Below are 26130 nucleotides of genomic sequence, written 5' to 3' on the forward strand. Positions count from 1 at the left end.
GTCACGCCACTTTATGGCAGCGCACCGCCGTGCCACCCAGATTCACCCGCAGCGATTGCGGCATCTGGCAGCCTTCCCCGGCATACGGACAACGCTCGCGGAAAAAACACCCCAGCGGCAACTGCCGATTGCCCGGCAACTCCCCTTTGCGATCTTCAATAGCGCTGTCGCTCAGCGCACGCCCGGCGCGCGGCACCGAATCCAGCAGCAGCCGGGTATAAGGATGCTGCGGCTGGCGCAATACCTGCGCGGTTGGCCCCAGCTCAACGATCTGCCCCAAATACATCACCGCCACCCGATCGCTCATGTGCTGAACCACCGAAACGTTATGCGAGATCAACACATAGGTCAGATTGCGCTGACGTTGCAGCTCCACCAACAGGTTGAGGATCTGCGCCTGCACCGAGATATCCAGCGCCGACGTTGGCTCGTCCAGCACGATGATATCCGGTTGCGAGGACAGCGCACGGGCGATGGAGATACGTTGGCGCTGACCACCGGAAAACTCATGCGGCAGCCGGTCAATAGACTCCGGACGCAGACCAACCTGTTGCACCAGTTCTGCCGCCAGCGCCCGCCGCTCTGCCACGCCGTTATGCTGCTGCACGTAGACCGGTTCGGTAATAATGCGCCATACCGGCAGGCGCGGGTCGAGCGACGACTGCGGATCCTGAAACACCATCTGCATGCCGCTGCCGAACCAGGAGCCACCAGAACGAGCGCGCAGCAGCTCACCGCTGCTGGGCTTCAACAATCCCATCAGCAGTTGCGCCAAGGTACTTTTGCCACAGCCGGATTCGCCGACGATCCCCAGAGTCTCGCCGCGCATGATGTTGAGATCCAGCCCGTTAAGCGCATGGACATACTCTCTCGGCTTACCGCGCCAGTTATAGCTGGCGGGAAAGCGCAGCCGCACGTCGCGCAGTTCCAGTAGCGCTTCAACGTTCATTTTGCACCTCCAGATCGATAGACTGCGGATGCCAGCAGGCCACCCGTTGCGTCGGGTCAGCGGCTAATGGCGCCAGCTGCGGCGTTTGTCGGCATTGGCCGCTGGCGTAGCTGCACCTATTGCTGAATGCGCAACCCGGCGGCAACGCGCTCAAATTGGGCACCGTACCGGGAATGGCCCGCAGCAGGCTGCGCGGTTCGGCGCGTTCCGGCGCCGCCAGCAACAACCCGATAGAATACGGGTGGCTCGGGTGGTCGATCACCCGCGCCGTAGCGCCGCTTTCAATCACGTGGCCGGCGTACATGACATACACCCGGTCACAAAGCTGCGACACCACCGCCATATCATGAGTAATAAACAGCACCGCCGTGCCGCTGGCGCGAGCCTTCTGTTGCAGCAGGCGCAGCACCTGTCGCTGCACTGTGACATCCAGTGCCGTGGTCGGTTCGTCGGCGATAATCAGCTCCGGTTCGCAGGAAAACGCCATGGCGATCAGCACCCGTTGGCGCATGCCGCCCGACAGCTCAAACGGGTAGCGCTCCATCACCCGTTCCGCATCGGCAATTTGCATTTCACGCAGCAACTGGATCGCCTTGTCACGCGCCTGCCGCGCCGACAGCCGCTGGTGCAGGCGGATCACCTCACACATCTGGCGACCGATTTTCCTCGTCGGGTTTAGCGCACTCATCGGCTCCTGAAAAATCATCGACACCCGGGCACCGCGCAGTTGGCGCATTTGCCGCTCGCTGGCGCTGAGCACGTCGGTGCCCAATACCTCCAGCTTGCCGCCGGTCAGGTTGTAACCGTCCTCGGCCAGCAGGCGCAGGGTCATCATCGCCGTTACCGATTTGCCGGAACCCGATTCCCCCACCACGCCGACGATTTCGCCGGCCTTGACCTGCAGCGAGACGCGGTTGAGCGCTTTGACGCTGCCGCCGTAGACCGGAAATTCCAGTTGCAGCTCATCAATCGATAGAACCGTCGTTTCACTCATCAACGCCCCCGGGTTTTAGGATCCAGCAGGTCGCGCAGACCGTCGCCGAACAGGTTGAAGCCGGTGGCGGTGATCAGGATCGCCGTACCGGGAAAGGCCGAATACCACCACTGGTCGAGCACATAGTTGCGGCCGTTGGCCACCATGGCCCCCCATTCGGCGGTCGGTTGTTGGGCACCCAGGCCGATAAAGCCCAGCGTCGCAGCCATCAGGATGGCGGTACCGATATCCAGAGACGCCTGCACCACCAACGGCGGCATGACGTTACGAAGCACATGCCAGCCGATCAGGTGCCAACGCGAGGCGCCAAAGGTACGCGCCGCCTGCATATAAGCCTGATGCCGTAGCGTCAGCGTCTGCCCGCGCGCCAGCCGCACGTAAAACGGAATGCGCACCACCGCAATCGCCAGCATGGCGTTGAACAGGCTTGGTCCGAGCGCGGCCGCCAGCGCCATGGTCAGCACCAGCGAAGGCACCGACAGCATGATGTCCATACAACGCATGATCAACGCATCCACCGTGCCGCCCATCACACCGGAGAAACAGCCGAGCAGCGAGCCAATTCCGCCCGCCAGCACCACCACCGCCAGCCCGGCGGCTACCGACTGCCGGCTGCCGACCAGTACCCGGCTGAACAGGTCGCGGCCCACTTCGTCGGTACCGAACCAATGTTCGGCCGAAGGCGGCAGCAGCCGTGCGGTCAGGTCAATGGCGTCGGGATTGTGCGGCGCCAGCCAGGGTGAAAACAGCATCAAAAACAGCACGCAGAACATGATGGCGGCGCCCAACAGCGTCAGCGGGCTGCGCCGCACCCGATACCAGGCGCGCCGCGCGCCGACAAAGCGCAGCACAGGTGCCGCAGCCGGCGGTTGTTCGATTTGAGCTGGCGGTTGTTCAAATTGAGACATAGTCATTAGCCCTCGCGCCCCATTCGCGGGTCGATCCACAGATAAAGCAGATCGACGATCAAATTAACCATCACATAGGCGAAAGACACCACCACGGCGAAGCCCATCACCGCGGGGAAATCCAGCGCCTGAATGGAATCCACCACGTAAGCGCCCATGCCTGGCCAGGCGAATACCGTTTCGGTCAGCACCGCGCCGTACAGCAAATCCCCCAACGCCAACCCCAGTACCGTCACCGAAGGGATCAACGCGTTCGGCAGCGCGTGGCCGAGTACCACCCGCCAGTGCGAAAGGCCGTTGGCGCGTGCGGTGCGGATATAGTCTTCGCCCAGTTGTTCAAGCATCGCCGAGCGGATTTGCCGCGCCACCACCCCGAGGTGCACGAATGCCAGGGTCAGCGCCGGCAGGATCAGGTGCTGCAGGCTGTTCCAAAACGCTTCGCCGTTGCCGGTCAGCAACGAATCCAGCAGGTAGAACCCGGTAATATGGGTGGGCGGATCCAGCCAGTCGTCCAGCCTGCCGCCGCCGGGCAAGACGTTCAGTTGGCCGTAAAACAAAATGATCACCCCCAACCCCAGCCAGAACGCCGGCGTGGAGATGCCGGTCACCGACAGCAGGCGCACCAGATGATCGGGCCATTTATTGCGGTAAACCGCCGACAGCACGCCGAGCGGCACGCCCAGCGCGATCGCCAGCAGCAAGGCGCAAAACGCCAGCTCCAGCGTAGCCGGGAAGAAGGCGCGCAGGTCGTCCAGCACCGGCCGCCCGGTGCGGATAGACGTGCCCAGATCGCCGTGCAGCAGATCCAGCACATAGTGGCCAAACTGCACGTACAGCGGCTGGTCCAGCCCCAGTTGCTGGCGAATATGCTGGACGATTTCCTCGCTGGCGCGATCGCCGGCCAGCAGGCGCGCCGGATCGCCGGGGATCAGGTGCGAGATGGTAAAGGTGATGACGCACACCCCGAACATCACCAGCACCAGCCCCCAGCAGCGCTGGCGGATAAGGCTCCAAACGTTCATAGTCGTTTCCCGTGGCGCAAGGGGGCAGCCAAACGGCTGCCCGAATTTGATTGCACAATTGTCTTTATGTCCCAGATACCCGGGCCTAGCGCACCGAGGGGCGCTCCGGCGGCAAGCCGCTACGACCCCTTCGGCACGCTCTCCCTAATAATGGGCTTTGGCAATCCTCTGAATAATTACCCGAAAGAGAATTACTTGCTCATCTGTCCAACGTTGAACACCTGTTCCAGCATCGGGTTATACACAAAGCCCTTCACCTCTTTGTTCATCGCCACCTGATAGTTTTTCTGGAACAGATAGACGTAGGCCGCCTGGTCGATGACGATTTTCTGCGCCGCCTGATAATCGGCGGTACGCACTTGCTGATCGGACACCGAAACCGCCTTTTTCAACAGCGCATCCACCTGCGGATCGCTGTAGAACGAGCGGTTGCCCGGCAGCCCTTTTTTGTCGGATTCGAACCAGTAGTTCATGAACATGTAGGGGTCGGCGAAGTCCGGGCTCCAGTTGCCGATGGCGATGTCGTAATTGCCCTGACCGATGCGATCGCGCATGGTGGCGTTAGCCAGCTTCTCCAGTTTGACGTTAATGCCGACTGTCGCCAGGCTGGCCTGCACCGAGAGCGCTATCGCCTCCCAGTTCGGATCGCTGACCGAATAGAGGAAACTCAGCGACGCCGGCTTGTCTTTCACCGCCACCAGTGCGGCCTTGGCCTTGTCCGCATCCAGGCTGTACTGCTGGGCGGCGGCGTCGTAACCCCACATGCCTTCCGGGATCGGCCCGCGCATCTGTTTGCCGTTACCGCCGAGAATGCCCTTCACCATGCCCTGATAATCCACCGCATAAGAGATGGCGCGGCGCAGATCCACCTGATTCAGCGGCGCCTTGCCGTTATTCAGGTACAGATAAGTGACGCGCAACGAAGGAAACTCATTAACCGCCACCTTGTTTTCGCTTTTCAGCGCCGTGAGCTGGTCGATGGGCAGAGATTCGGCGATGTCCAGATCACCGCGCGTCAGTTGCAGGCGGCGGGTGGCGCTTTCAGCGATGATTTTCACCGTTACGCGTTTAAACGCCGGTTTGACGCCGCCGTAATGCGGGTTTGGCACCAGCACCAACTGCTGGCCCTTCTGCCAGCGATCCAGCTTGTAAGGGCCGGAACCCGCGCTGTGATTCGCCAGCCAGGCTTTGCCTTCGTCGGCCGGATTGGCTTTGGCGATCGCCGGGTTGACGATGCCGGCACCGTCATTGGCCAGCGTGTAGAGGAACGGGGCAAACGGCGTTTTCAGCGTGAAACGCACCGTCAGCGGATCCACCACCGTCACCTGCAGATCTTTCGGGAAGGCTTCTGACGGCCCCTGACCGATCTTCATCAGCCGTTCAAACGACCATTTCACCGCCTCGGCGTTAACCTCGCTGCCGTCGTCAAACCTGTTGCCCGGCTTGAGCTTAAAGGTCCAGACCCGTTGATCGTCCGAGGCGGCCCAGCTTTCCGCCAGTTCGCCTTCAACCTGGGTGGAGCCTTTGCCGCCTTCGGTTTTGTATTGCACCAACCGCTGGTAGGCAGGGTAAGTTACCGTCCAATCGTTGTTATCGATGGTCACGGCCGGATCCAGCGTCTGCGGATCGGCCGCTTTGCCGATCACCAGCATATCCTTGGGTACCGCCGCCTGCGCCGGGGCCAAGGTAGCCAGGCCAATAGTGACTGCCACCGCCAGCGCGGCATAGTTAACTTTGCTCATAAACTGACTCCTGGTGTGTTGAGGATGTTTTGTTTTAATCGTAAGAAAAACAGCCGAAGCGATCGGCCAACAGTGGATAGTCACCGGCGTTGGGCAGCTCAAAATGCCACCACTCGCTGGCGATGCCGCAAAACCCCCCGGCGGCCATCACCGCATTCAGCAACAGCCGATTGCGCTGCACCTCGGGAGGGAAGTCGGGGTAAAACGGATGGGAACGCTCGCTCATCTCATCAAAGCCGGTCCCCATATCCAGCGCCGTGCCTGCCGCATCCAGCAGCGTCACGTCGATAGCCACGCCGCGGCTGTGGTGCGAGCCGGTTTGCGTGCTGGTGACATATTGCGGATCCGGGCATGCCAGCCACAGCAGCGCCTGCGCCTGTTGCGGCCGATAGGCGTCAAACACCTTTAGCGATAAACCGGCGAGCCGCGCAGCCCGCAGGCAGCGTGTCAGCCCACGCGCTGCATCGGGGTGCAGCAGACAACGGCTTTCGCGGTAGATAGGCCGGCCGGTCAGGTTATCGGCACCGGCGTATTTCAGCTCTATCGGCAGATCGGGAAACGCCTCGGCCAGATCAATTAACGTTACATTGTCACTCATTACCTATTCCCATGCGGTTAAGATTCAAATTGCCCCAGCTCTTTTTGCAGGATGCGGTTGTTGGCCAGCCGTTGCTCCACCGCTGCGCCGCCCTGTTCCAATACCGAGGACAGCAGAAGGTTGAACAGGCAACTGAGCGGCGCGAGCGAATCCCAAAACTGGCCGGTGTCGGTTTTCACCTGCAGCAGGTCAATCGGGTAATCCCGCGCCCACGGGCAGTAAATGTCGGTGATCAGCGCCAGCCGCAACCCGCGTGCGCAGGCCGCCTGGCAATACTGCCGGGCGATGGTCGAGTAGGCGCGAGTGTCGGTCAGCACCAGATAGGGTGCGCTAAATTCCGAATTGAGCGATTCCACATAGGTACCGGACAACCCGTCGGCGTAATAGACTCTGGGCCGCAGATACTCCAGATGGCTGTAAAAGGCGTTGGCGATGCCGCGCGTCGACTGGATACCGACCACAAACACCGCTTCAGCCTGCGCCAATTGGCGGCTGACGTGGTTGAACGCCTCCCCGTCGGCCAACCGGTAAACGTGTTCTATCGCTTCCAGCTCCAGAGTTAACGCCTGGCGCAACTTTTGCGGCTGTGGCTGATCGCGCCGCCTGCGGTAAGCCCCCAGACGATCGGTGACGCCCCAGGGTTGGTACAGCGCCGTCCCTTGTTCACGCAGCGTGCGTTTCAGATCGTCGAGATTGCGGTAACCCAGGCTGCGCAGATAGCGGCCGACTGAAATGCCGCTGGTCGCCGTGCTGCGGGCGATGCTGTCGGCGGTTTCAAACGGCACCTGCGCCAGATTGGCCAGCAGATAACCGGCAATACGCTTGCCGGTCGGGGTTTGTACCGCGAATGACGCTTCTATCTGTGCGATCACATCAGGATGGTCTGCCATAGTTCGCCCGCTGTTGTTGAGTTGTCATCAAACCGCTGTCTGTTACTCAGATAACAAAGACTGATGATGACAATGCATGGCCTGTGCCAATTGCGGACTTCCTGGGGATATTTCACGCGCGGCGGCGTACGGCGGCGCAGAAACGGCGAAACCAGCGGTTACAACAGAGTCATCAGTTGATAACTATTGCACAACAATTGGGCAATGCATCTGGCAATGCACCGCCATGAACCCGGGATTTTCAATTTTATGACAGCGCTTGCGAAACCAATGCAAAAGTCTGCACGCTCGCAGGATCCGGTCTATGAGGCGCGCCGCGCACCATGATGGCGGGCGTGTCCACGCTGGGCAAACCGCGCTCAACCAGCCAGGGGCCGAGGCTGTTGGCCTGCGGCGTGTCGATACGCACAAACTGGCCGGTGCAGGGCCGGCACAGGGCATCTATTAACGCGACGGCGGAGGCAATATCGGGTGCGATTACCGGGCCGACCATGTTGCCATGACCAAAGCGGCGACGCACCGCGAAACCGACGACAATCCCCTGCTGTTCCAACACCAGCGCCTGCGCGGCACTACTCAGCAAGGTTTCCAGCAGCGGCTGGCGCCGCATGCCGCAAGCGGCGAAATCCAGCTCGGCCAGGGTCGATAGATCCTGAGGCAATGCCGGGCGCAGGATGACGCCCTCCGGCAAAGGCTCGGCGTCGCGGGCGGGCAACGCCCGGCATTGATGCTGTGCCAGCCGCCCCTGTTCGATAAACCCCAACTGCCGATACAGCGGCTTGCCCTGTTCGGTAGCCACCAGGTGCAGCTGATAGTCGGCCAATGGCGCCATCAGCGTCTGCATCATCGCCCTGGCGATGCCTTGCCCGCGATGCCGTTCGTCGACAATCACCAGGCCCAGCGTGGCGCGGTTCTCCCCCCACAACCAGCGCAGAGCGGTGCCGACCGTCTCGCCGTTGGCCACTGCGACCACTCCCGCCCCCAATGCCCACGCCTGCTGCCAGTCTTCCAGGCCGTGAGGCCAACGCGCTTGTTGCGACAGCCCAAACGCCGCCGACAGATCCCTTTCGATCATCGGCCTCAGGTGAATGCTTTGCTTTTCCTCGGGCACGTTTGCCTCCTGATTCAATAGGGATAACTTTGCCGGGTGGCGAAAACCGCCGCCCCGCAGAGTAGCAGATTCGGTTCTGCGTGGTGCATTGCTTAGGCAGCCAAAACTTGCACCCCCTGCGATAAGCCGTTAGGGTAAATTGTGATTCGCATCACAATTTTCACTTAGGGGAGTCACGGCGTCGACGGCAAGCACCCTCTACAACGCCACGCACCGTTTCCCCGTCGGTCTAGATGACAACAAAGTAATCAACCTATTTATCAGTGAATTGTGCACGATACAATGGAGATGAAATGCTGAAGCCGAGCCCCAACCTGTTAATTTTCACCGATCTGGACGGTTCGCTGCTGGATCACCACAGTTACCGCTGGCAGGCGGCGCAGCCCTGGCTGGAGCGGCTGGCGCACACCCAGACACCGCTGATTATCGCCACCAGCAAAACCGCCGCAGAAGTCGCCCCGTTGCAGCGGCAACTCGGGCTGAGCCACTGGCCGTTTATTGCCGAAAACGGCGCACAGATTGTCTTCCCCGCGCAATGGCGCGATCGCCCCGACTATCCGACCAAGCACCTGGGGGCAGATTACCCCAGCCTTTGCGCCACGCTGCGGGAACTGCGCAGCCAGACCGGTTTTACCTTTCAGGGATTTGCCGATGTGGATGACGCAACCGTCGCGCAATGGACAGGTTTAACGCTCGATCAGGCGCATCTGGCACGCCAGCGCGCCGGTTCTGAACCCCTGAAATGGGCCGGTAACGATGAGCAACTTGCCCAGTTTCGCGCGCTGCTCGCGCAGCACCACCTCGAGTTAACCCAGGGCGGACGCTTTTATCACGTGATGAGCGCGGCCGTCAGCAAAGGCAATGCCGCCCGTTGGTTAACCGCGCGTTACCAGTCAATGCAGGCGCGCCCTTTCACCACCCTCAGTCTGGGCGACGGCCCCAACGATATTTCCCTGCTGCAAGCCAGCGACCTGGCGGTGTTGATCCGGGGTCAGCAGGCTAAACCTCTCGATTTACCGGGCTGTTTCTCCGGCCAGCTGTACCGTACGCGCCTGCAAGGCCCCCAGGGCTGGTGCGAAGGATTGGATCATTTTCTGATTAACGGGAGATCTCACCATGAGTGATTTTTATCAAGATGGCATCATCACCAACTTTCACCATCTCGCGCAGCGCGAATTGTCCGAACTGGAATACGAGTTGCAGGTCTTTTCCGGCCGCAACACCATGGGGCTGATTCTGCCTTCGCTCTATTCCGAGCTGGAAGGCCCGGCGCTGGACAAGATCGTCGATGTTTTGGCGCAGGTGCCCTATCTGGAGGAGATCGTCATTGGCCTGGATCGCGCCGGCCATGAGCAATTCCTGCATGCAAAAAGCTTTTTCTCACGCCTGCCGCAGCGCCACCGCATTTTGTGGAACGACGGGCCGCGCCTGACGGCGATTGCCGACCAGCTCAGCGCCGAAGGGCTGGCGCCCAACGAGCCGGGCAAAGGCCGCAACGTGTGGTTTTGCGTCGGCTACACTCTGGCTTCGCGCCGCTCCAGCTGCGTGGCGCTGCACGACTGTGACATTGTCACCTACGATCGCCGCATGTTGGCGCGCCTGTTGTATCCGGTGGCTAACCCGCATTTTCATTACGATTTCTGCAAGGGTTACTATGCCAGGGTGGCTAACGGTAAGCTGAATGGTCGGGTTGGCCGGTTGCTGGTGTTTCCGCTGTTGAAATCGCTGCAGAAAGTGTACGGCAATTCGGATTTTCTCGACTACCTGCGCAGCTACCGCTACCCGCTTTCGGGCGAGTTCGCCATGCGCACCCACATTCTCAATAACCTGCGTATTCCCAGCGACTGGGGGCTGGAGATCGGCGTATTGTCGGAAGTCCACCGCAACACCGCCACCAGCCGTATCTGCCAGGTGGATATCGCCGATAATTACGATCATAAGCACCAGCCGATGTCGGAACAAGATCCGCATAGCGGCCTGCAGCGTATGGCCGGCGATATCACCAAGGCGCTGTACCGCAAATTGGCGATCCAGGGGGTACCGATCACCAGCGATTCTTTTCGCGTACTGCGCGCCACCTACTATCGCACGGCGTTGGATATGATCGACGCCTTTGAGCACGATGCCAAAATGAACGGTCTGGATTTCGATCGCCACAGCGAAGAATCAGCGGTCGAACTGTTCTCTCGGGTGATTTCGCAGGCCGGGCAAGCCTTCAGCGAAAACCCCGGCGATAAACCCTTTGTACCAAGCTGGAACCGCGTACAATCCGCCTTCCCGGATATTCTCCAGCGGCTGTATGACGCCGTAGAACAGGATAACCAGAAGTAACTGCCAGCACCCGCCGCACGGCGGGTTTTACTTTTCCTCACTCATTTCCCCCCATGCCTGATAACCGGTGTTATTATTATTCTGCTCAATAATGTCTTCTTAATTCAAAGTGGTACGACAAGTTGATGGAAGCGTGGAAACTCAATCTGATTTCGGTCTGGCTCGGCTGTTTCTTCACCGGGCTGGCGATGAGCCAGATCCTCCCTTTTCTGCCGCTGTATATTGAACAGCTCGGCGTCAGCGGGCACCAGTCGCTCAGCATCTGGTCAGGGTTGGTGTTTAGCGGAACTTTTTTGGTCTCTGCGCTGGTATCGCCGCTATGGGGCAGCCTGGCGGACCGCAAAGGCCGCAAGCTGATGCTGCTGCGCGCTTCGCTGGGGATGGCGATCGTCATTGTGTTGCAGGGTCTGGTGACCCACGTTTATCAGCTGTTTGCGCTGCGCGCGCTGATGGGCCTGACCTCCGGTTATATTCCCAACGCTATGGCGCTGGTGGCCTCACAGGTGCCGCGTGACAAAAGCGGCTGGGCGCTGGGCACTCTGTCTACCGGCCCGGTTTCCGGGGTGATCGTCGGCCCGCTGCTGGGGGGCCTGATGGCTGACCATCTGGGCCTGCGCGTGGTGTTTTTCGTCACCGCCGGGCTGATGTTCGTCAGCTTCCTCATTACCTTGTTCCTGATAAAAGAACGCCGCGTCGAGGTGAAAAAGGCCGACCGACTGAGCGGCAAGGCAGTATTCCAGTCGCTGCCTTATCCGGCGCTGATCGTCACGCTGTTCATCAGCACGTTGATGATCCAATTGGCGAACTCCTCCATCAGCCCGATCCTGACGCTGTTCATCAAGGATTTGTCCGGCGACAGCGGCAATATCGCCTTTATCAGCGGCATGATCGCGGCCGTTCCCGGCATTGCCGCGCTGGTTTCCGCACCGCGTCTCGGCCGGCTTGGCGACCGTATCGGCACCGCTCGCATTCTGATGGCGGCATTGGGGTTGACCACCCTGCTGTTCGCCATCATGGCCTGGGTGCAGACGCCGCTGCAATTGGGGATTTTACGCTTCCTGCTGGGCTTTGCCGACGGCGCCCTGATGCCTGCGGTGCAAACGCTGCTGCTGAAGTATTCCTCCGATCAGGTTACCGGCCGCATTTTTGGCTATAACCAGTCGTTTATGTACCTCGGCAACGTGGTCGGCCCGCTGATAGGCTCCAGTGTTTCCGCCTTGATGGGTTTCCGCTGGGTGTTTGCGGTAACGGCGGCGCTGGTGCTGATCAATTGCCTGCTACTGCGCAGCCAGTTTAGAAAGGTGGAAAGCGTACGCAAGTGAGTAACACTGTGGTTCAGAACAGGGAAAGTGCCGTTAGCGGCACTTCCCGATTGACGTTCCGGTTATTGCCTTAACTCTATTTGGACAGGCTAAACCCGCATCGCATCCAGTGCAGCGTTGCTGATTGTCAGTACAGACTTGATGCTTTGCTCAATCCTTTCGATAATCGCCGCTCTCGGGCCCGTTCGCCAGGCATCGCTTTTGTAGAATTCATCCTGGGCGTTTTCAAGATGTTCGACACTGTCAAAAGCTCGGATCAAAAAGTACGAATCTGCATCGTGCAAAGAGTTTCCAAAGCGGACGACGTCGATCCCCACCTTAAGATGCAAAGGGACGCTGGTTTCCGTCATGATTTTGTGAAAATCGCGGCCAGTCCCCTTCTTGAGGGTGTAGGTGAGTATCTCTAGGGTTTTGTTTTCCATCCATGATCCTTCATAAACCAACAGCAAAATTCCCTAACGGGCCATGATTGTAATTCAGTCACGCAACCAGGGCGTGAAAGTGACGCCGATCAGCAATCCTTCCGGGCTGAGGAGACGGGTGACGCTCTGGCCCCAGGGCTCTTCGCGGTTGGCGACCAGCAGGCGGTAACCCTTGTCGAGCAACCCTTGGGTGGCCAGCGCCATATCGGCGACGTCAAACTCCATCCATGCCTGCGGCACCGGCAGATCGGCCGGCCATCGTTCGCTGCCGAAGCAGGATTGCGCCGCCTGCGCCAACGGCCACAAGGCAAAGTGCTTCCCCCCTTCCAGCGCGCCATGCTCGGCCAGCAGATAATCGGCATTGCCGGGCATCGGTTTGAGCGGCAGCCCCAGCGCGTCAACATAAAACGCCTTGCTGTGCTCCGTTTGCTGGGTAATTGGCCCAAATCCGGCGATAAACAACACGCCAAGCCCTGCGAACTGCTGTTCCATGTTCTCTCCTGTTAGGGTTAACGCCCTTGCCGCATCTGCATAGGGGAAAATCCATAAGCTGCTTTGAAGCGGTTGCTGAAATGACTGGCGGAGCTGAAGCCGCATTCCAGCGCAATCTGCGTCAGCGGCAACAGGCTGTGGCGCAGCAATTTTTCCGCCCGTTGCAGTCGCATGCACATTACAAACTGATGTGGCGCCAGGCCGGTGTCATGTTTGAACATGCGGGCAAAGTGGTATTCGCTCAGCCCGGCCTGCGCCGCCAGATCCGCCAGCAGCAGCGGCGTGTCGAGATGCTATTCGATATACTCTTTCACTCGCCTGGCTACCGCCGGTGCCAGGCCACCGCGTACCCTCGGCAAAGCCCATTGCAGCTGGCTGTAGCGCTGAACCAGATGCGACATCAGTAAGGTTGTAGCGCTGCTGAGCGCCAACTGATTGGCACGTTCCTGCCAGTTGCAATTAAGCAAAAACTGGCGATACAGCAGCGTAATTTGCGGATCCTCGGCGAAGGCGCGCGGCTCGAGAGTGATCGCCGCCGGGCTGCGATCCCAGGTTTGCTCCGCCACCTGCCGCAGATGCCGGTCGGTGCAATAAACATGCACGAAAGACAAATCGCTGCGCACATCCCAGGTGGATTCATACTGGCGAGGCATAATGCAGAAACGGTCCGGCCCGCCGCCGTTCTTCCAGCCGCCGGGCACTTTTTGATAGCACTCGTAGCCATCGGCGACATAGAGGCTCAGGGTATGGTGATCGGCGCTTTCCTGGGTAATGCGATCGTCACGGTTGGACCAGGCGGCCAATTCCACGCCGGAACCCAGCTGCACGCTGTTATGCAACCGCGCTTTATGCTCCCGCAGTGTTTCAAACGCCTTGTATCTGGACATCGCCGGCCCCGCTTCGCTGAATTGTCTTCAGTGTAAAGAGTGACGCCATACCGCACCAGCCTACGCCCCGCGCTTTTGCTAAAAAAAGCGCAAGAATATGCAATTGTTCGCAAAGCGCTGAAAGCGCGACAGCGAGCAACGACGGATACTGCGACAGTCTATTTTGCCGGAGTCATTCATGAACGTGCTGTTGTACCTTGCCGTGGTGCTGATTTGGGGCACCACCTGGATTGCGATTACCCTGCAACAGGCAGGACCGGTAGCCATTCCGGTGTCGATCAGTTACCGCTTCGTGGTTTCCGCCGCGGTGATGTTGCTGATCCTGCTGTTGGCCCGCCGCCTGCGCCGCATTGCGCCGCGTGATCACCTGTTTTGCATCCTGCAAGGCTGCTGCGTGTTCGGCTTTAATTTCTACTGTTTCTACCATGCGGCGGCCTATATCAGCAGCGGGTTGGAATCGGTGATTTTTTCGATGGCGGTGTTGTTCAACGCCGTCAACGGCATGATCTTCTTTCGTCAGCGCCCCAGCCCAAACTTGCTGCCTGCGGCGGTACTGGGCCTGACCGGGATCGTCGCCCTGTTCTGGCAGGATCTGGTTGCCACGCAAATGGCGCCGGAACTGTTGAAAGGCATCGGACTGAGCGCGCTCGGCACCTACGGTTTTTCGCTCGGCAATATGATCAGTTCACGCCATCAACGACGCGGGCTGGACATTCTTTCCACCAATACCTATGCCATGAGTTATGGCGCAATCCTGATGGCACTGATCGCTTTGGCCCAGGGCGCATCCTTCCAGATTGAGTTCAGCACCCGTTATATCGGCTCACTGTTGTATCTGGCGATTTTCGGGTCGGTGATTGCCTTTGCCGCTTACTTCAGCCTGCTGGGCCGCATCGGCGCAAGCGCTGCGGCCTACAGTACCCTGCTGTTCCCGCTGGTGGCGCTGAGCATCTCGACACTCTATGAAGGTTACCAGTGGCACCTCAACGCGGTGATCGGCCTGTGCCTGATCCTGTTGGGGAATCTGGTGATGTTTGCCAAACCCGGCATGTTCGCGGCGTTATGGCGGCGGGCGGCGTAAGGAGAAACTGCAATACAGCGACGAATCTTACAAGCGCCCCCATAGAATTAACCGGGCTGTGCCATGTACCGCAGAGTAGATAATCAGCCAAGTTTAATTAGGCCTTAATAGACTGGAGGTGTTCATTGGTCACCGACAAAATGATCATACTGCAACCGACAGGCCCTGTCGTCTGCATCAGTCGCCAAACAGAGATCAACGTCTGCGGCGAACCCGCGTTCAATCAACTCCCGCGCTGAGCTGCACTGGCGCAATGCGGTCGCAGGCAACGCATGGAAGCTTGCCGCCGCCGCCAGTGCTTCCGGCGACGGGTTTCTTTCTGACAGTTGGGCGATGACCCCGCCAGCAACCAGCCAGTCCTCAAGTGCTGGTCGCAGGCTACCGTCCGGCCATTTTTCACCGCTGGGGACCACCAATATGTTTCGATACGCCGCACAGGCAATGGTTGTCGCTTTAAGGTTGCGCAGGCAAGCGCAGAATACCGCAGCCCCTGAGTCTCGAGCCTTAAAGGCCAACGAGGAGCCATTGGGGGACGGGAGCACCAGCTTGGTCAGCGCAGGGATAGTGACCAACGAGAGTGGGGAAAGAGAATACACTGCGCCATCAAAACGCCGGGTGTTGCTGGCCGTTACCGCGCCTAACTTGCTTGCATAATCCTTGGCCGAGTCATCTTTCCAGACATAGGGATAGACGCTGGCTCCCCGTTTGGTTGCCACGCTGACACAGGTTGAAAACGACATCACATCGACAATGATGACGCAATCAACGTCGCCCGCCATGTGCTCGATGGCGTTTGATCCCCACTCAAGACGAACATCGAATGGAAGTTGCGAAAAATAACCCATCTACGGCTCCATAACGAAAAAGATTTCGTGGCGCTGAGCATCTCGACACTCTATGAAGGTTACCAGTGGCACCTCAACGCGGTGATCGGCCTGTGCCTGATCCTGTTGGGGAATCTGGTGATGTTCGCCAAACCCGGCATGTACGCCGCGTTATGGCGGCGAGCGGCGTAAGGAGAAACTGCAATAACAACGGTCGATCTGGCATGCCGCCTTACCATCTTGGGGCATTCTATCAACTCGTACACTCTAGGCCGGGAACGGGCGCTGTACCCATTCCCGGTCATAATGTCTGGTAATCAGTGCGTTATTGCCACACCTAAATGTGCAACCAGCCATTAATCAGCGTGCAACTCTGTCCACCAATCCATGGCTCGTCGTGAATAAAACGAACGCTAACCCGGCCTTCTCGCTGCAGTTGGGTCCCTTGTCGAACCTGATACCCCTGTGCCGTCGAGCCACCGTCGGGGAAGTTATTGGCCTTCAACAAACGGGCCAGGCACGCATTAGCGCTGCCAGTCACGGGATCCTCAACCAACTGATCCCATTCAACCAAAAACGCTCGCATTTCGTAATCTGCGGGACCACCTGAAGAATAGGCACCATAAATCACCACGCCATCAACATGACAGGCAATTTGCAGCTTTTTAATCATGGCATGATCCGGTGTCACCCTCAGGCAGGATTGAGCGTTTGGCATACGTACCATGAGCCAGCGAATACCCATATCGGCAATCACCGGCATCGTATCTGTTTCAATAACCGCCTGCTGAAAAGCGGCCTTTAGCAGATCCCTTTCTCCAACCGCCGGCGTTCGAAACGTTACCGCCGGTGCGGCAAACGCCAGGGTTCCGTCAGGTAAGATATTGACCGCAACCAGACCAACCCCGCATTCTTGCATCACTATCCCCGGCTGTTTGGTCACCAACCCCGCCTCCAATAATGCATGGGCCGTACCCAATGTCGGATGTCCGGCAAAGGGCAACTCTTTTTCGGGGGTGAAGATACGCACCTGATAATCTGCAACCGGATTGGTCGGTTTGAAAACAAACGTCGTTTCCGAAAGGTTGGTCCAGCGAGCCAATGAAAGCATCTGCATTTCATTCAACCCCTCAGCCTCCAGGATCACCGCCAAGGGATTCCCCTGCAATGGCGAGGTGGTAAATACATCCACCTGCTTGTAAGCGCGTGGTATCACATCATCTCTTTGGAGCATTTGCCGTAATCCGCTATATACAAGCCTTGATGATAGCTCTGTTAAATGGCTTACATCAATTTATCAATCTGCCGCTATTTGAAGGGGCCACATGGCAACCGTTACTGTTCCTTCCCCGCTAACCATTGACGGAAGGCTCGTCGACCATGGAGAGATTAAAACGGCGTCATCACGTAGGTCCTTGAGATGCTCTGAGTGACGATACTGCCGGGAAGAAACCGTGGTATTGCAGGATTGTCTGGAAGGCGCTGCGTGCATTCCGCCGCTGATGTCCACCACGCTAAGGTGCACGGCCTGCTCACTCAACCATTGGCGAAAACCTTCCTCTCCTTATCCTCACATATTTAAATATCGATCAGATGAATCATCGGTTCCCTCTGTTGATGCAGGAACCTGATGATAAATATATCTTGGTCACGAACACGATAAAAAATTGCATGCTGCTGATGATCAAATCGACGTATGCCGGGTTTTATCTCTGCATATTCACGCCCCATACCAGGAGCCATAATCAGAGTTTGCAGGCAGTTTTCCATATCATCAGTGTAACGATCAGCCTGCTTTGTACCGAAGTTCACCAAGGTATATTCGTAGATCCCGGCGAAATCATCGGCAGCCAGGTTCGAAAGCTTATACATTGTGCTCACGTTTCTTTTTAGCCGCGATCTCGCGCAAGCTTAACGCGCTTTCCCCACTACGCTCACCATTTTCAAGAGCAAGCCGTAAAGTTTCAATGTGATATTCTTTTTGCTCAAGCAGACGTAATGCAGTTCGCATCACTTCACTGGTGGAGCCATAGCGGCCGCTGTCAACGAGTCGACTGACAAAGGCATCCAGTTGTTCACCAATGGTTACGCTGGTTGTTCTAGGCATAACTCCTCCTGTGTGAATTACTAACACAAATTATCCCCCCCGCAATGCCAGACGTCAACGCCGGCAACTTTGCTATCATCATAGACACAGAAGATGTTTCCGCCCGGCCACAAAAGCGACAGTAAGGAAACCGATGATCAACCTTTACCCCTTTACCCCGTTGCGCGCATTACGCCGCATTGCCCTGACAGGAGCCGTTATGAGCCTATTGTTATGCAGCAATACCTTCGCCAGTTCGTTGCCGCTGCTCGCCCCTTCCGCGCTGAAAGGGCACTGGCAGTTGACCGACATCGAAGGCAAGATCGCCGCCTGCGACGTTGAACTGAGCGATGAACGGATCGAAAGTACCAACGCCTATCGTTTCACCGCCTCATCGCAGTGCCTGCAACCGCTGGCGCTCACCGAGTTGCCGGTAGCCTGGCGCCCGACGCCGGACGGTATGACGTTGACCAACGCCGACGGCAGCAGAGTGGCGTTTCTGGCACTGACCGCCCCCAAACGCTACGAAGTCATGAACCACGACGGTAAAGCCCGCTTTGTGCTGACGCCGCGCTGATCAGGCTACCAGCAGCCCGAGCAGCGCACCGCCCGCCAGTACCCACAGCGGGTGAATGCGTTTGTTCATGCTCAGCAGCGTGGCCAACGCGATGATCGCCGCCAACGGCCAGCTCGGCGCAGAGGCTTCGGCAATCAAGACCCCGCTGGCCGCCACCAACCCGACGGTGACCGGCACCAGTCCGGTCTGCACGATGCGCCGCCAGGGTTTGTCCTTGAAGCGCCGCCAGGCGCCCATCACCAGTAAAGTCACGATCGATGACGGGCCGAACTTGGCGACGGAGGAAACCAGCAGCCCCGCCCAGCCGGCCACGTGCCAGCCAATCAGCGGCACGATCATCATATTCGGCCCCGGCGCGGCTTGCGCCATGGCGAACAGCGCGCTGAACTCCTGTGCGCTCATCCATTGATGAACCTCCACCACCTGACGCTGCATTTCCGGCAGGATAGTCATGCCGCCGCCGAACGCCAACAGCGAAAGCTCGGTGAAAATAATCGCCAGCGAGATCAATACGCCCATCATGAGGGCTTCCTCCACCACAGCAACAGGATGCTCAGCGGCGCCAGCACCAACATGGTCGGCAACAGCGGCAGGCGCAGCCAGGCGATGGCAATCAGGCACAGCGCCACCATCCCCAGCGCCAGCCATTTACCGCGCAACGGCCACAGCATTTTTATCCCGGTGGACAGCAGCAACCCGGCCGCAGCGGCCGCCAGCCCGGCAAACACGTGCTGCACATGCGCATCATTCTGGAAGCGGGCGTAAACCATCCCCAACCCGACCACGATCGCCGTCGGCGCGCTGATCAACCCCAGCAACGCACAACAAGCGCCACGCAGGCCGCGGAACTCCATCCCCACCGCGACCGAAAGATTGATCACGTTGCCCCCCGGCAGAAACTGGCATAGCCCGAGCAGCTCGGTAAACTGTTCACCGCTCAGCCAGCGCCGATCCTCCACCAGCATATTGCGCGCCAGCGGCAGCACGCCGCCAAACCCCATCAACCCCAGCATCAGAAAGCCCCAAAACAGCTCCCCATTGCCCGGCGGTGCCGCAAGCCGGGTGTTGTTTTTTACCGCATCCGATTCAGACATTGGTCGTTCCACATCGCTTATTTTGATGCCTGGTATGATGCGCGCCGTCATGCCATGATGTCTAATGCATTTCGGAATCAATAAGGATACCTTTCAGGTATGTCAATGATCGAACTTCGTCGTCTGCGGGCGTTCGTTACGGTAGTTGAAGAAGGCAATATCACCCGCGCCGCCGAACGGTTGTTTATTCAACAGCCGCCGCTGACCCGCCTGCTGCAGGGGCTTGAGGATGAGCTGGGGGTAAAACTGTTGCTGCGTCTGCCACGTGGCGTGCGTGCCACCGAAGCGGGCAGCGTGCTGTTCAATGAAGCGCGTGCTCTGTTGGCACGCGCCGAACTGTTGACCGAAGCGGTGCAGCGTGCAGCACGCGGTGAACAGGGGCATATCGCCATAGGTTTTACCAGCTCCGCCGCGCTGCATCCGTTTGTTCCTAACCTGTTGCGCCGTTATCGCGAGATCCTGCCGGGCATCACCACCCAGCTGGAAGAGGCCGGGAGCGGCGAACTGTTGGATGCGCTGGTGGATGAGCGGCTCGACGTGGCTTTTGTGCGCTCGCCGGTCAGCGGCATTCCAGGCCTGACCATTGAGCCGGTGCTGCGCGAACCGATGCTGGTCGCCCTGCCAATCGGTCACCCGCTGGCTTTCGACAGCGAGCAGCCTTTGCCACTACTGTCGTTGGCTAACGAAGCCTTTATTCTCTACCGCCGCCCTGCGGGCCAGGGCTTGTACGATGCCATTTTAGCCGCCTGCCACCGTGCCGGGTTCAGCCCGCGCGTCATTCAGGAGGCCCCGCGCCTGCCCGCGACGCTCAGCCTGGTGGGGGCCGGTTTGGGGCTGTCGATAGTACCGGCCTCGATGCGGCGGTTGGGCGGCGACGGCATCGTCTACCGGGCAATCAGCGACGAAGCCCAGCTCAGTGCGCCGCTGTACCTGGCGCTGCGCAGCAACCGCACGTCCCCCCTCATCCAGCGCTTTCAGGCGTTGGTCGCCGAGGCGGTCAGCGCACAACATTCCGGCTAGTCCTGCTGGTCGGCGATACGCGTCAGGTGAATCACCAGATACAGCAGTTCATCGTTCGACATTTCCATCTCCAGCAAATTCTTCACATAGTCGCGGATCAGCAGCGCGCCGCGATAGGCGTTCGGGTACTCCCTGGTCACCTGGGCAAAGATGAAGTCGTCTTTCGACGCCATCTGTTGCCCTTCGATCATCCGCTGAATAAAAAACTGCATATGTACCAGAAAACGCGCGTAATTGAGCGAATCAGTATCGATATTGACGCGAAAGTGGTATTTGATGATATTGAAAATGTCTTTCAGCATCTTGACCGACAGCAGGGTATGTTCCATGTTCTGCACGTCGGTCTGTCCGTTAACCAGATGGAACGCGATATTCCCCGCTTCTTCTTCCGGCAGAGTAATGTCAAGCCGCTGATTGATGTTCGCCAGCGCCTTTGCCGCCACCGCGAACTCCTGCGGATAAAAGCGCTTCACCTCGTACAACAGCCGGTTTTGGATCGCGATACCCTTGTGATAGCGCTCAATGGCAAAGCTTATGTGGTCCGCCAGAGTGAAGAAAATCTGCTCATTAATGCGGCCATTGAGCTGCCGATTGGCCTCGGCGAGGATCATCTGCACAATCTCCAGATGCTCCTCCGGCGTGTTTTCCATCAACCGCAGGTAATCACGGCCCTTTTGGCTGTTTTGCACCACATACACTTTCTCAATAGCGGCCGGGTCGAGAACGTCACCCACTTTGCTGTTAAAGCCAATACCCTTGCCCATGACGATAGCTTCGTTGTTATCGCTGTCTGTTGATAGCACCAGGCTATTATTGAGTACCTTAATGACTTTCATCGTCGCGGCCATCACCCTTTATTTTTATTAGCGTTGCCGGCCATGAGTGGCAATCAGCCGTTGATACCAGTCAAAACTGCGCTTTTTGATACGCCGCAGATCTTTCAGATCCTGCTCACCCCGGTTTACATAGATAAACCCGTAACGCTTGGCGTAGCCCTGATGGGTGCTGACCACGTCTATCGCCGCCCACGGGCAATACCCCATCAGTTCAACGCCGTCGTTGATCGCCAGTTGCATCTGTTCAACGTGCTGGCGCATAAACTCAATGCGGTAGTCATCATTAATTGTACCATCGGCCTGTAACTCATCCGGGGCGCCTATGCCGTTTTCAGTAATTAATATCGGCAGGTGGTAGCGTTCGTAGGTTTTGCGCAGCGTCAGGCGCAACCCGACCGGATCTATCACCCAACCGTAACGGGTTTTGCCGACGAACGGGTTCTCCGCCGCGCGATACACGCCCGGTTCCCCCAGCATGATTTGCTGATCGCCGGCGCGGGCACTGATGTCCGAAGCATCGCCCCGGCTGGCGGCGATGGTGGCGGTGGAATAGTAGTTTATCGCCACGTAATCCGGCTTGCCCTGCAGCAACAGCGCCGCATCGCCCGGTTCCATTTGCGGCGCCAGGTCGCGATCCTGCAAATATCGCCAGGCCAGCGCGTTGTAGCGCCCATGCACCGCCACGTCGAGGAAACTCCAGCAGCGCAGCGTTTCCCAGTTGTGCGCGGCGATGGCGTCCAGCGGATGGCAGGTTTCCTGATACATCGAGGTGGTGTTAATCGCCGGGCCAATTTTGCCGGAGGGGCAGCGTTGGTGGCACAACGCCATCACCCTGGCCTGCGCCACCAGCATGTGGTGGCTTTGCTGATACAGCACCTGTTTGGACGGCAACTCGCCGCCCTTCGGCATGCCAATCGCGCCCGGATGCAGGATCATCGTGTTCTGTTCATTGATGGTCAGCCAATATTTTACCCGATCGCCAAAGGCGTCAAACAGCACCGCCGCATACCCGACAAACGCATCGATAGTGGCGCGATTGGACCAGCCGCCCTGCTGTTCGAGCACGTAAGGCAAATCGAAGTGATAAAGCGTCACCACAGGTTCAATGCCGTGATGCTGCAGTTCATCGATCAGTTGCCGATAGAACGCCAGCCCGGCGGCGTTAACCTCGCCGGTGCCGTTGGGCAGCACCCGCGTCCAGGCGACGGAAAAGCGGTAGGCCTTCAGCCCCAGCTCGGCGAACAGTTTCACGTCTTCGCGGAAACGGTGATAGTGATCGCTGGCAACTTTGAAATCGGCGGTTTCTTCAGGATGATCGAGCATATCGACAATCGACGGGCTTTTACCGTCTTCATCCCAGGCTCCTTCCACCTGATAGGCGGAGGTAGAAGCCCCCCACAGAAAATCTGCGGGGAAATCGTCCAGGCGTTGATAAATCATGCCGGCTCCTTGGGGGTATTGAGGGCGATGATCGTCTCGCCAAAGCCCACGCTGCCCGGCTGACGGCAGCTCAACTGCGGGAAGGATTCGCTGTTGATCACCAATACCGGCGTAGTGATGTCGTAACCCAACCCGGTTATCGCCGCAATATCAAAACGCACCAGCTCATCCCCCACCTTGACCCGATCGCCAATCTGCAAGTCGGATGCAAAATGCCGGCCAGCCAGATTGACGGTGTCGATACCGATATGCACCAGCAGTTCGACGCCGTTGTCGCCCTTGATGCCCACCGCGTGCATCGACGGCAGGAATGTCGCCACCTCGCCGTCCAGCGGCGCGCGCAACACCCCTTCCTGTGGCCTTATCGCTACACCCTGTCCCAATAACCCCTGCGAGAACACGTCGTCGTTAACCTGCTCCAGCGCCACCAGTTGGCCTGACAGCGGGCTGAAAATCTGCTGCTCATCACCGCCGATGGGGGCCACGGCCGGTGCGGTATCCTGCTCTTGCTCTTCAACCGGATCGTCAAAGCCGAGGATCCAGGTCAGCGCGAAGGTCACCACGATGGCAATGGCGCAGGTGATCAGCGCATGGACGATATTCATCGGGTTTTCACCGATAAATGCCGGCAACGCCGCCAATCCCGGAGAGACGAAGGCATAGCGCACCAGCCCGCTCAGCCCGGCATAGATACCGGCGCAACCGCCGCCGATCATCGCCGCAATCAGCGGTTTGCGCAGCTTCAGCGTAACGCCATACAGCGAAGGCTCGGTGATCCCCAGCAGCGCGGTGAACCCGGCGGAAGACGCCAGCTGGCGCAGATTTTTGTTTTTGGTGCGGAAAGCCACGCACAGCGTCGCCGCGCCCTGCGCGATATTGGACGCCAGCATGCCCGGTCCGTTAATCATTTCGAAACCGTTTTTGCTTAACTGGCCGGTGGCGATAGGCGTCATCGCCCAGGCGGTGCCGGTGATCACCAGGAAGGGTTGCAGCCCGCCCATCAGCATCGGGATCAGCCAACTGGCCTTGCCGTCGACGATGGCCGCGCCTGCGGCGACCAGGTCGTTAAGAAAAATACCGAACGGCCCGACCACCACCAACGCCAGCGGCGCCGTAACCAACAGGATAATCATCGGCTTGGTGAAAAACTTGATCATCGTCGGCGACACTTTCTCCGCAAAACGCTCGATATAGGACATCAGCCACACGGTGAAAATAATCGGCAGCACCGAACCGGCGTAGTCCGCCAGGCGCACCGGAATACCGATAAAGTCAATCGCGGTGCCCGCCGCCAACATCTGCGCCAAATTGGGGTGCAGCAAGGCACCGGCGATGGTCATCGCCAGTATCGGGTTGCATTCGAACTTGATCGAGGCGCCGTAGGCCAGCAATACCGGCAGGAAGAAGAAGGCCGCATCGGCGATGGTGTCCAGCAGACGATACGTCGGGCTGGCAGCGTCTATCACACCGGTCAGTTTGAGGATCGCCAGCAACGCCTTGATCATCCCCGCCCCGGTGATCGCCGGGATCACCGGCGTGAACGTGGTGGAGATGACACTGATGATCCGCGAAAACACCCCGCCCCTGGCCTGCTGTTTCTTCTCGCCCTGTCGGCCACTGAGATCGCCAATCTCTTTTTGCAGCGTGCGGAAGGTTTGCTGCACGTTATTGCCGACCACGATCTGAAACTGGCCGCCGCGCTCCACCACGCTTATCACCCCCGGCAAGGCCTCAATGGCTTTCGCCTGTACCTTGCTGTCATCGTTAAACTCCATGCGCAGACGCGTGGCGCAGTGCGTCAGTTTGCTGACGTTAGCTTTCCCGCCCACCCGCGCCAATATTTCCAGGCCCAACTGTTTGTAATCCATCGATTTTCCCCGGTAAAAAAGCAAAAAAAAAGACCAAAATGAAAATGCGCCTCATCATGATGAGAGGTGCATTCCTATTTTGGTCTTGCCTGCCTGAGCAGTAACACGCCGTAATAAAAATGTCTGGCGACCACGAAGATCGCGACGGAAGTATCGCCATAGTTGCGATTTTTCAGCAACTGCCTTCGTCAAACTTTGCGAGCGACATCACTCTTCGCCGAAAATGCACTGCAATGTCGCCCGTTGCCCCCTGCCATGCTCTTTTTTGGCGCAGGCCGTCACGGATGAACGGCGAAGGGGAGAAACTCCCCCTTCGCCGTTCGTTACTGTTTGCGTTGTTCCGCGACCTGTTTCGCCGTGACCTTCCCTTGCTTCTCGCCAAACTGGCCGACCACATAGTTGGCCACCGCCGCCACTTCTTCGTCCGAATATTGGGCGCCGAAGTCAGGCATGACCTCATGCTGCTCCCCGATGCTGATGCGGGTGCCTTTGAGGATCGCCTGCACCACGCTACGGCCCTGCGGATCGTTCACCGCCGTGCTGCCGACCAACGAAGCGTATTTACTTTGGCGGCCAACGCCGTTCCACTGGTGACAGCCGCTGCAATCACCGGCAAACAACCTGCGGCCCAACGAATCCTCTTGCCCGCCCGGCAGCACTGCACTGGAGGACAACGCGCCCTTCGGTTGCAGGTTCACCGCACTGGCACTGTCGCCGGCAATAGGTTCTATGTTGCGCAGGTATTTCACCAACGCCTGATTATCCTCCGGCGTCAGATACTGCAGGCTGTTTTCTACCGCCTCCGCCATCGGGCCGGCGGCACTGCTGCGCCCCTCTGCGTGGCCGGTCGCCAGATACTGCGACAGTTGTTGCTCGCTCCAGCCGCCGATACCGGTCTGTGCATCCGGGGTGATATTGCCGGCGAACCAGCCCTGGATCACCTCACCGCCGAGGTTCTTGCTCTGGTTAATGCCAAAGGCCAGATTGCGCGGCGTGTGGCATTCGCTACAGTGCCCCAGCGCGGTCGCCAGGTAGGCGCCGCGATTCCACTGTTCATCCTGGTTGAGATTCGGTTCGAAGCGTTTTTCATGGAAGAACGCCAGATTCCAGAACTTCATGCCCCAGCGTTGATTGAACGGGAATGGCAGATCGTTTTGCGGGTTGGCCTGTTTCACCGGCGGCAGGCTGAACAGATAAGCCTTGATCGCCAGCACGTCGTCGCGGCTCAACGCAGTGTAAGAGGTGTAAGGCATCGCCGGATACAGGTTACCCTGCGGACCGACCCCCTCACGCACCGCGCGCACAAACTGCTCGTCGCTCCAGTCGCCAATACCGGTTTCTTTGTCCGCGGTAATATTGGTGCCGTAAATCGTGCCGAACGGCAGTTTAAACGCGAAACCGCCGGCGAAAGGTTTGCCGCCCGGCGCGGTGTGGCAAGCCACACAGTCGGCGGCTCGCGCCAAATATTCACCGCGCGCCAGTTTATCGGTAATGCCGGCCGGCGCGCCGGCGATAGGCGCGGCAGGCTCCGGCCCGACCGGCCGCAGCAGGGTAAACAGCGCATAGCCGCCGGCTATCACCACTACCGCGACAATCAGCCATAACAGCCATCTCAGGGCGTTGCTCATGAGTTTCT

Annotated in this window: 26 protein-coding genes and 2 pseudogenes; 7 read left to right on the forward strand and 21 right to left on the reverse strand. The window is 58.7% G+C overall.

Annotated features, from left to right (window positions below; genetic code table 11):
- Window position 1: 1 nt before the first annotated feature.
- The 8 genes from QZQ97_RS06305 to QZQ97_RS06340 all read right to left on the reverse strand — a co-directional run bounded on the left by QZQ97_RS06305 (window position 2) and on the right by QZQ97_RS06340 (window position 8214).
- Window positions 2–949: an ABC transporter ATP-binding protein gene (locus tag QZQ97_RS06305; RefSeq protein WP_311992736.1), complete on the reverse strand. Its 948-nt coding sequence runs from the start codon at window positions 947–949 to the stop codon at window positions 2–4.
- Window positions 939–1943 carry an ABC transporter ATP-binding protein gene (locus tag QZQ97_RS06310; RefSeq protein ID WP_311992737.1) on the reverse strand — a complete coding sequence of 335 codons (1005 nt, stop codon included), beginning with the start codon at window positions 1941–1943 and terminating at the stop codon, window positions 939–941. The genes QZQ97_RS06305 and QZQ97_RS06310 overlap by 11 nt, the downstream gene beginning before the upstream one ends.
- Complete coding sequence (gene ddpC, locus QZQ97_RS06315) at window positions 1943–2857, reverse strand: D,D-dipeptide ABC transporter permease (protein ID WP_311992738.1); 915 nt, start codon at window positions 2855–2857, stop codon at window positions 1943–1945. The genes QZQ97_RS06310 and ddpC overlap by 1 nt, the downstream gene beginning before the upstream one ends.
- A complete protein-coding gene (locus QZQ97_RS06320) occupies window positions 2857–3873 on the reverse strand; it encodes an ABC transporter permease (RefSeq protein ID WP_311992739.1) in 1017 nt (338 codons plus the stop codon). Before QZQ97_RS06320 ends, ddpC begins: the two co-directional genes overlap by 1 nt.
- A gap of 191 nt (window positions 3874–4064) precedes the next feature.
- A complete protein-coding gene (locus tag QZQ97_RS06325) occupies window positions 4065–5615 on the reverse strand; it encodes an ABC transporter substrate-binding protein (protein WP_311992740.1) in 1551 nt (516 codons plus the stop codon).
- 34 nt (window positions 5616–5649) lie between these two features.
- Window positions 5650–6213, reverse strand: coding sequence for a D-alanyl-D-alanine dipeptidase (gene ddpX / locus QZQ97_RS06330; protein WP_311992741.1), 564 nt, complete (start codon window positions 6211–6213; stop codon window positions 5650–5652).
- A 17-nt stretch (window positions 6214–6230) separates the two neighbouring features.
- Complete coding sequence (locus QZQ97_RS06335) at window positions 6231–7103, reverse strand: MurR/RpiR family transcriptional regulator (RefSeq protein WP_311992742.1); 873 nt, start codon at window positions 7101–7103, stop codon at window positions 6231–6233.
- 247 nt (window positions 7104–7350) lie between these two features.
- A complete protein-coding gene (locus tag QZQ97_RS06340; protein ID WP_311992744.1) occupies window positions 7351–8214 on the reverse strand; it encodes a GNAT family N-acetyltransferase in 864 nt (287 codons plus the stop codon).
- Between the two features lie 293 nt (window positions 8215–8507).
- Here QZQ97_RS06340 and QZQ97_RS06345 point away from each other — a divergent pair, with 293 nt between their 5' ends.
- The 3 genes from QZQ97_RS06345 (at window position 8508) to QZQ97_RS06355 (ending at window position 11867) form a co-directional block, all read left to right on the forward strand.
- Window positions 8508–9338 carry a mannosyl-3-phosphoglycerate phosphatase-related protein gene (locus QZQ97_RS06345; protein WP_311992745.1) on the forward strand — a complete coding sequence of 277 codons (831 nt, stop codon included), beginning with the start codon at window positions 8508–8510 and terminating at the stop codon, window positions 9336–9338.
- Complete coding sequence (locus tag QZQ97_RS06350; protein WP_311992746.1) at window positions 9331–10545, forward strand: glycosyl transferase; 1215 nt, start codon at window positions 9331–9333, stop codon at window positions 10543–10545. Before QZQ97_RS06345 ends, QZQ97_RS06350 begins: the two co-directional genes overlap by 8 nt.
- 125 nt (window positions 10546–10670) lie before the next feature.
- On the forward strand, window positions 10671–11867 hold the full coding sequence (locus tag QZQ97_RS06355; RefSeq protein ID WP_311992747.1) for a multidrug efflux MFS transporter: 1197 nt from the start codon (window positions 10671–10673) through the stop codon (window positions 11865–11867).
- An 89-nt stretch (window positions 11868–11956) separates the two neighbouring features.
- Here the strand turns inward: QZQ97_RS06355 and QZQ97_RS06360 are convergent, their stop codons facing one another.
- From QZQ97_RS06360 to QZQ97_RS06370, 3 genes and pseudogenes are all read right to left on the reverse strand, one after another.
- Complete coding sequence (locus tag QZQ97_RS06360) at window positions 11957–12289, reverse strand: NIPSNAP family protein (RefSeq protein WP_311992748.1); 333 nt, start codon at window positions 12287–12289, stop codon at window positions 11957–11959.
- A gap of 54 nt (window positions 12290–12343) precedes the next feature.
- Window positions 12344–12781, reverse strand: coding sequence for a glyoxalase (locus QZQ97_RS06365; protein ID WP_311992749.1), 438 nt, complete (start codon window positions 12779–12781; stop codon window positions 12344–12346).
- Between the two features lie 17 nt (window positions 12782–12798).
- Window positions 12799–13668, reverse strand: a pseudogene (locus QZQ97_RS06370) (helix-turn-helix domain-containing protein).
- A gap of 178 nt (window positions 13669–13846) precedes the next feature.
- Between QZQ97_RS06370 and QZQ97_RS06375 the strand changes: the two are divergent.
- Window positions 13847–14749, forward strand: coding sequence for a DMT family transporter (locus tag QZQ97_RS06375; protein WP_311992750.1), 903 nt, complete (start codon window positions 13847–13849; stop codon window positions 14747–14749).
- Window positions 14750–14871: 122 nt separating this feature from the next.
- Here the strand turns inward: QZQ97_RS06375 and QZQ97_RS06380 are convergent, their stop codons facing one another.
- Window positions 14872–15594, reverse strand: coding sequence for a 2-phosphosulfolactate phosphatase (locus QZQ97_RS06380; RefSeq protein ID WP_311992751.1), 723 nt, complete (start codon window positions 15592–15594; stop codon window positions 14872–14874).
- 27 nt (window positions 15595–15621) lie between these two features.
- Between QZQ97_RS06380 and QZQ97_RS06385 the strand changes: the two are divergent.
- Window positions 15622–15765: pseudogene (locus tag QZQ97_RS06385) on the forward strand (DMT family transporter); the annotation flags it as partial.
- A gap of 145 nt (window positions 15766–15910) precedes the next feature.
- On the opposite strand, the gene QZQ97_RS06390 reads toward QZQ97_RS06385, so the two are convergent.
- The 3 genes from QZQ97_RS06390 to QZQ97_RS06400 form a co-directional block, all read right to left on the reverse strand.
- Entirely contained in the window at window positions 15911–16807 is an 897-nt protein-coding gene (locus QZQ97_RS06390) for a PhzF family phenazine biosynthesis protein (protein ID WP_311992752.1), read from the reverse strand.
- Window positions 16808–17151: 344 nt separating this feature from the next.
- Window positions 17152–17445, reverse strand: a complete 294-nt coding sequence (locus QZQ97_RS06395; protein WP_311992753.1) for a type II toxin-antitoxin system RelE/ParE family toxin — start codon at window positions 17443–17445, stop codon at window positions 17152–17154.
- The gene (locus QZQ97_RS06400; protein ID WP_197912673.1) at window positions 17438–17680 is read right to left on the reverse strand and encodes a type II toxin-antitoxin system ParD family antitoxin; all 243 of its coding nucleotides are present in this window, start codon (window positions 17678–17680) and stop codon (window positions 17438–17440) included. The genes QZQ97_RS06395 and QZQ97_RS06400 overlap by 8 nt, the downstream gene beginning before the upstream one ends.
- 199 nt (window positions 17681–17879) lie before the next feature.
- On the opposite strand from QZQ97_RS06400, the gene QZQ97_RS06405 reads away from it, so the two are divergent.
- Window positions 17880–18236: a protease inhibitor Inh/omp19 family protein gene (locus QZQ97_RS06405; RefSeq protein ID WP_311992754.1), complete on the forward strand. Its 357-nt coding sequence runs from the start codon at window positions 17880–17882 to the stop codon at window positions 18234–18236.
- Here the strand turns inward: QZQ97_RS06405 and QZQ97_RS06410 are convergent, their stop codons facing one another.
- Window positions 18237–18758, reverse strand: coding sequence for a chromate transporter (locus QZQ97_RS06410; protein ID WP_013812811.1), 522 nt, complete (start codon window positions 18756–18758; stop codon window positions 18237–18239).
- Entirely contained in the window at window positions 18755–19330 is a 576-nt protein-coding gene (locus QZQ97_RS06415; protein ID WP_311992755.1) for a chromate transporter, read from the reverse strand. The genes QZQ97_RS06410 and QZQ97_RS06415 overlap by 4 nt, the downstream gene beginning before the upstream one ends.
- Window positions 19331–19429: 99 nt before the next feature.
- On the opposite strand from QZQ97_RS06415, the gene QZQ97_RS06420 reads away from it, so the two are divergent.
- Window positions 19430–20350, forward strand: a complete 921-nt coding sequence (locus tag QZQ97_RS06420; protein WP_311992756.1) for a LysR family transcriptional regulator — start codon at window positions 19430–19432, stop codon at window positions 20348–20350.
- Here the strand turns inward: QZQ97_RS06420 and licT are convergent.
- The 4 genes from licT to QZQ97_RS06440 form a co-directional block, all read right to left on the reverse strand.
- Entirely contained in the window at window positions 20347–21186 is an 840-nt protein-coding gene (gene licT, locus QZQ97_RS06425; protein WP_311992757.1) for a BglG family transcription antiterminator LicT, read from the reverse strand. The two genes, QZQ97_RS06420 and licT, sit on opposite strands and share 4 nt — an antisense overlap.
- A gap of 27 nt (window positions 21187–21213) precedes the next feature.
- Window positions 21214–22626, reverse strand: coding sequence for a glycoside hydrolase family 1 protein (locus tag QZQ97_RS06430; protein WP_311992758.1), 1413 nt, complete (start codon window positions 22624–22626; stop codon window positions 21214–21216).
- A complete protein-coding gene (locus QZQ97_RS06435; protein WP_311992759.1) occupies window positions 22623–24494 on the reverse strand; it encodes a beta-glucoside-specific PTS transporter subunit IIABC in 1872 nt (623 codons plus the stop codon). The genes QZQ97_RS06430 and QZQ97_RS06435 overlap by 4 nt, the downstream gene beginning before the upstream one ends.
- A gap of 323 nt (window positions 24495–24817) precedes the next feature.
- Window positions 24818–26122 (reverse strand): c-type cytochrome, encoded by a 1305-nt coding sequence (locus QZQ97_RS06440; RefSeq protein ID WP_311992760.1) that lies wholly within the window; start codon window positions 26120–26122, stop codon window positions 24818–24820.
- Between the last annotated feature and the right edge of the window lie 8 nt (window positions 26123–26130).

The organism is Serratia sp. root2 (genome assembly GCF_031931805.1).
GTDB classification, from domain to species: Bacteria; Pseudomonadota; Gammaproteobacteria; order Enterobacterales; family Enterobacteriaceae; genus Serratia; species Serratia inhibens.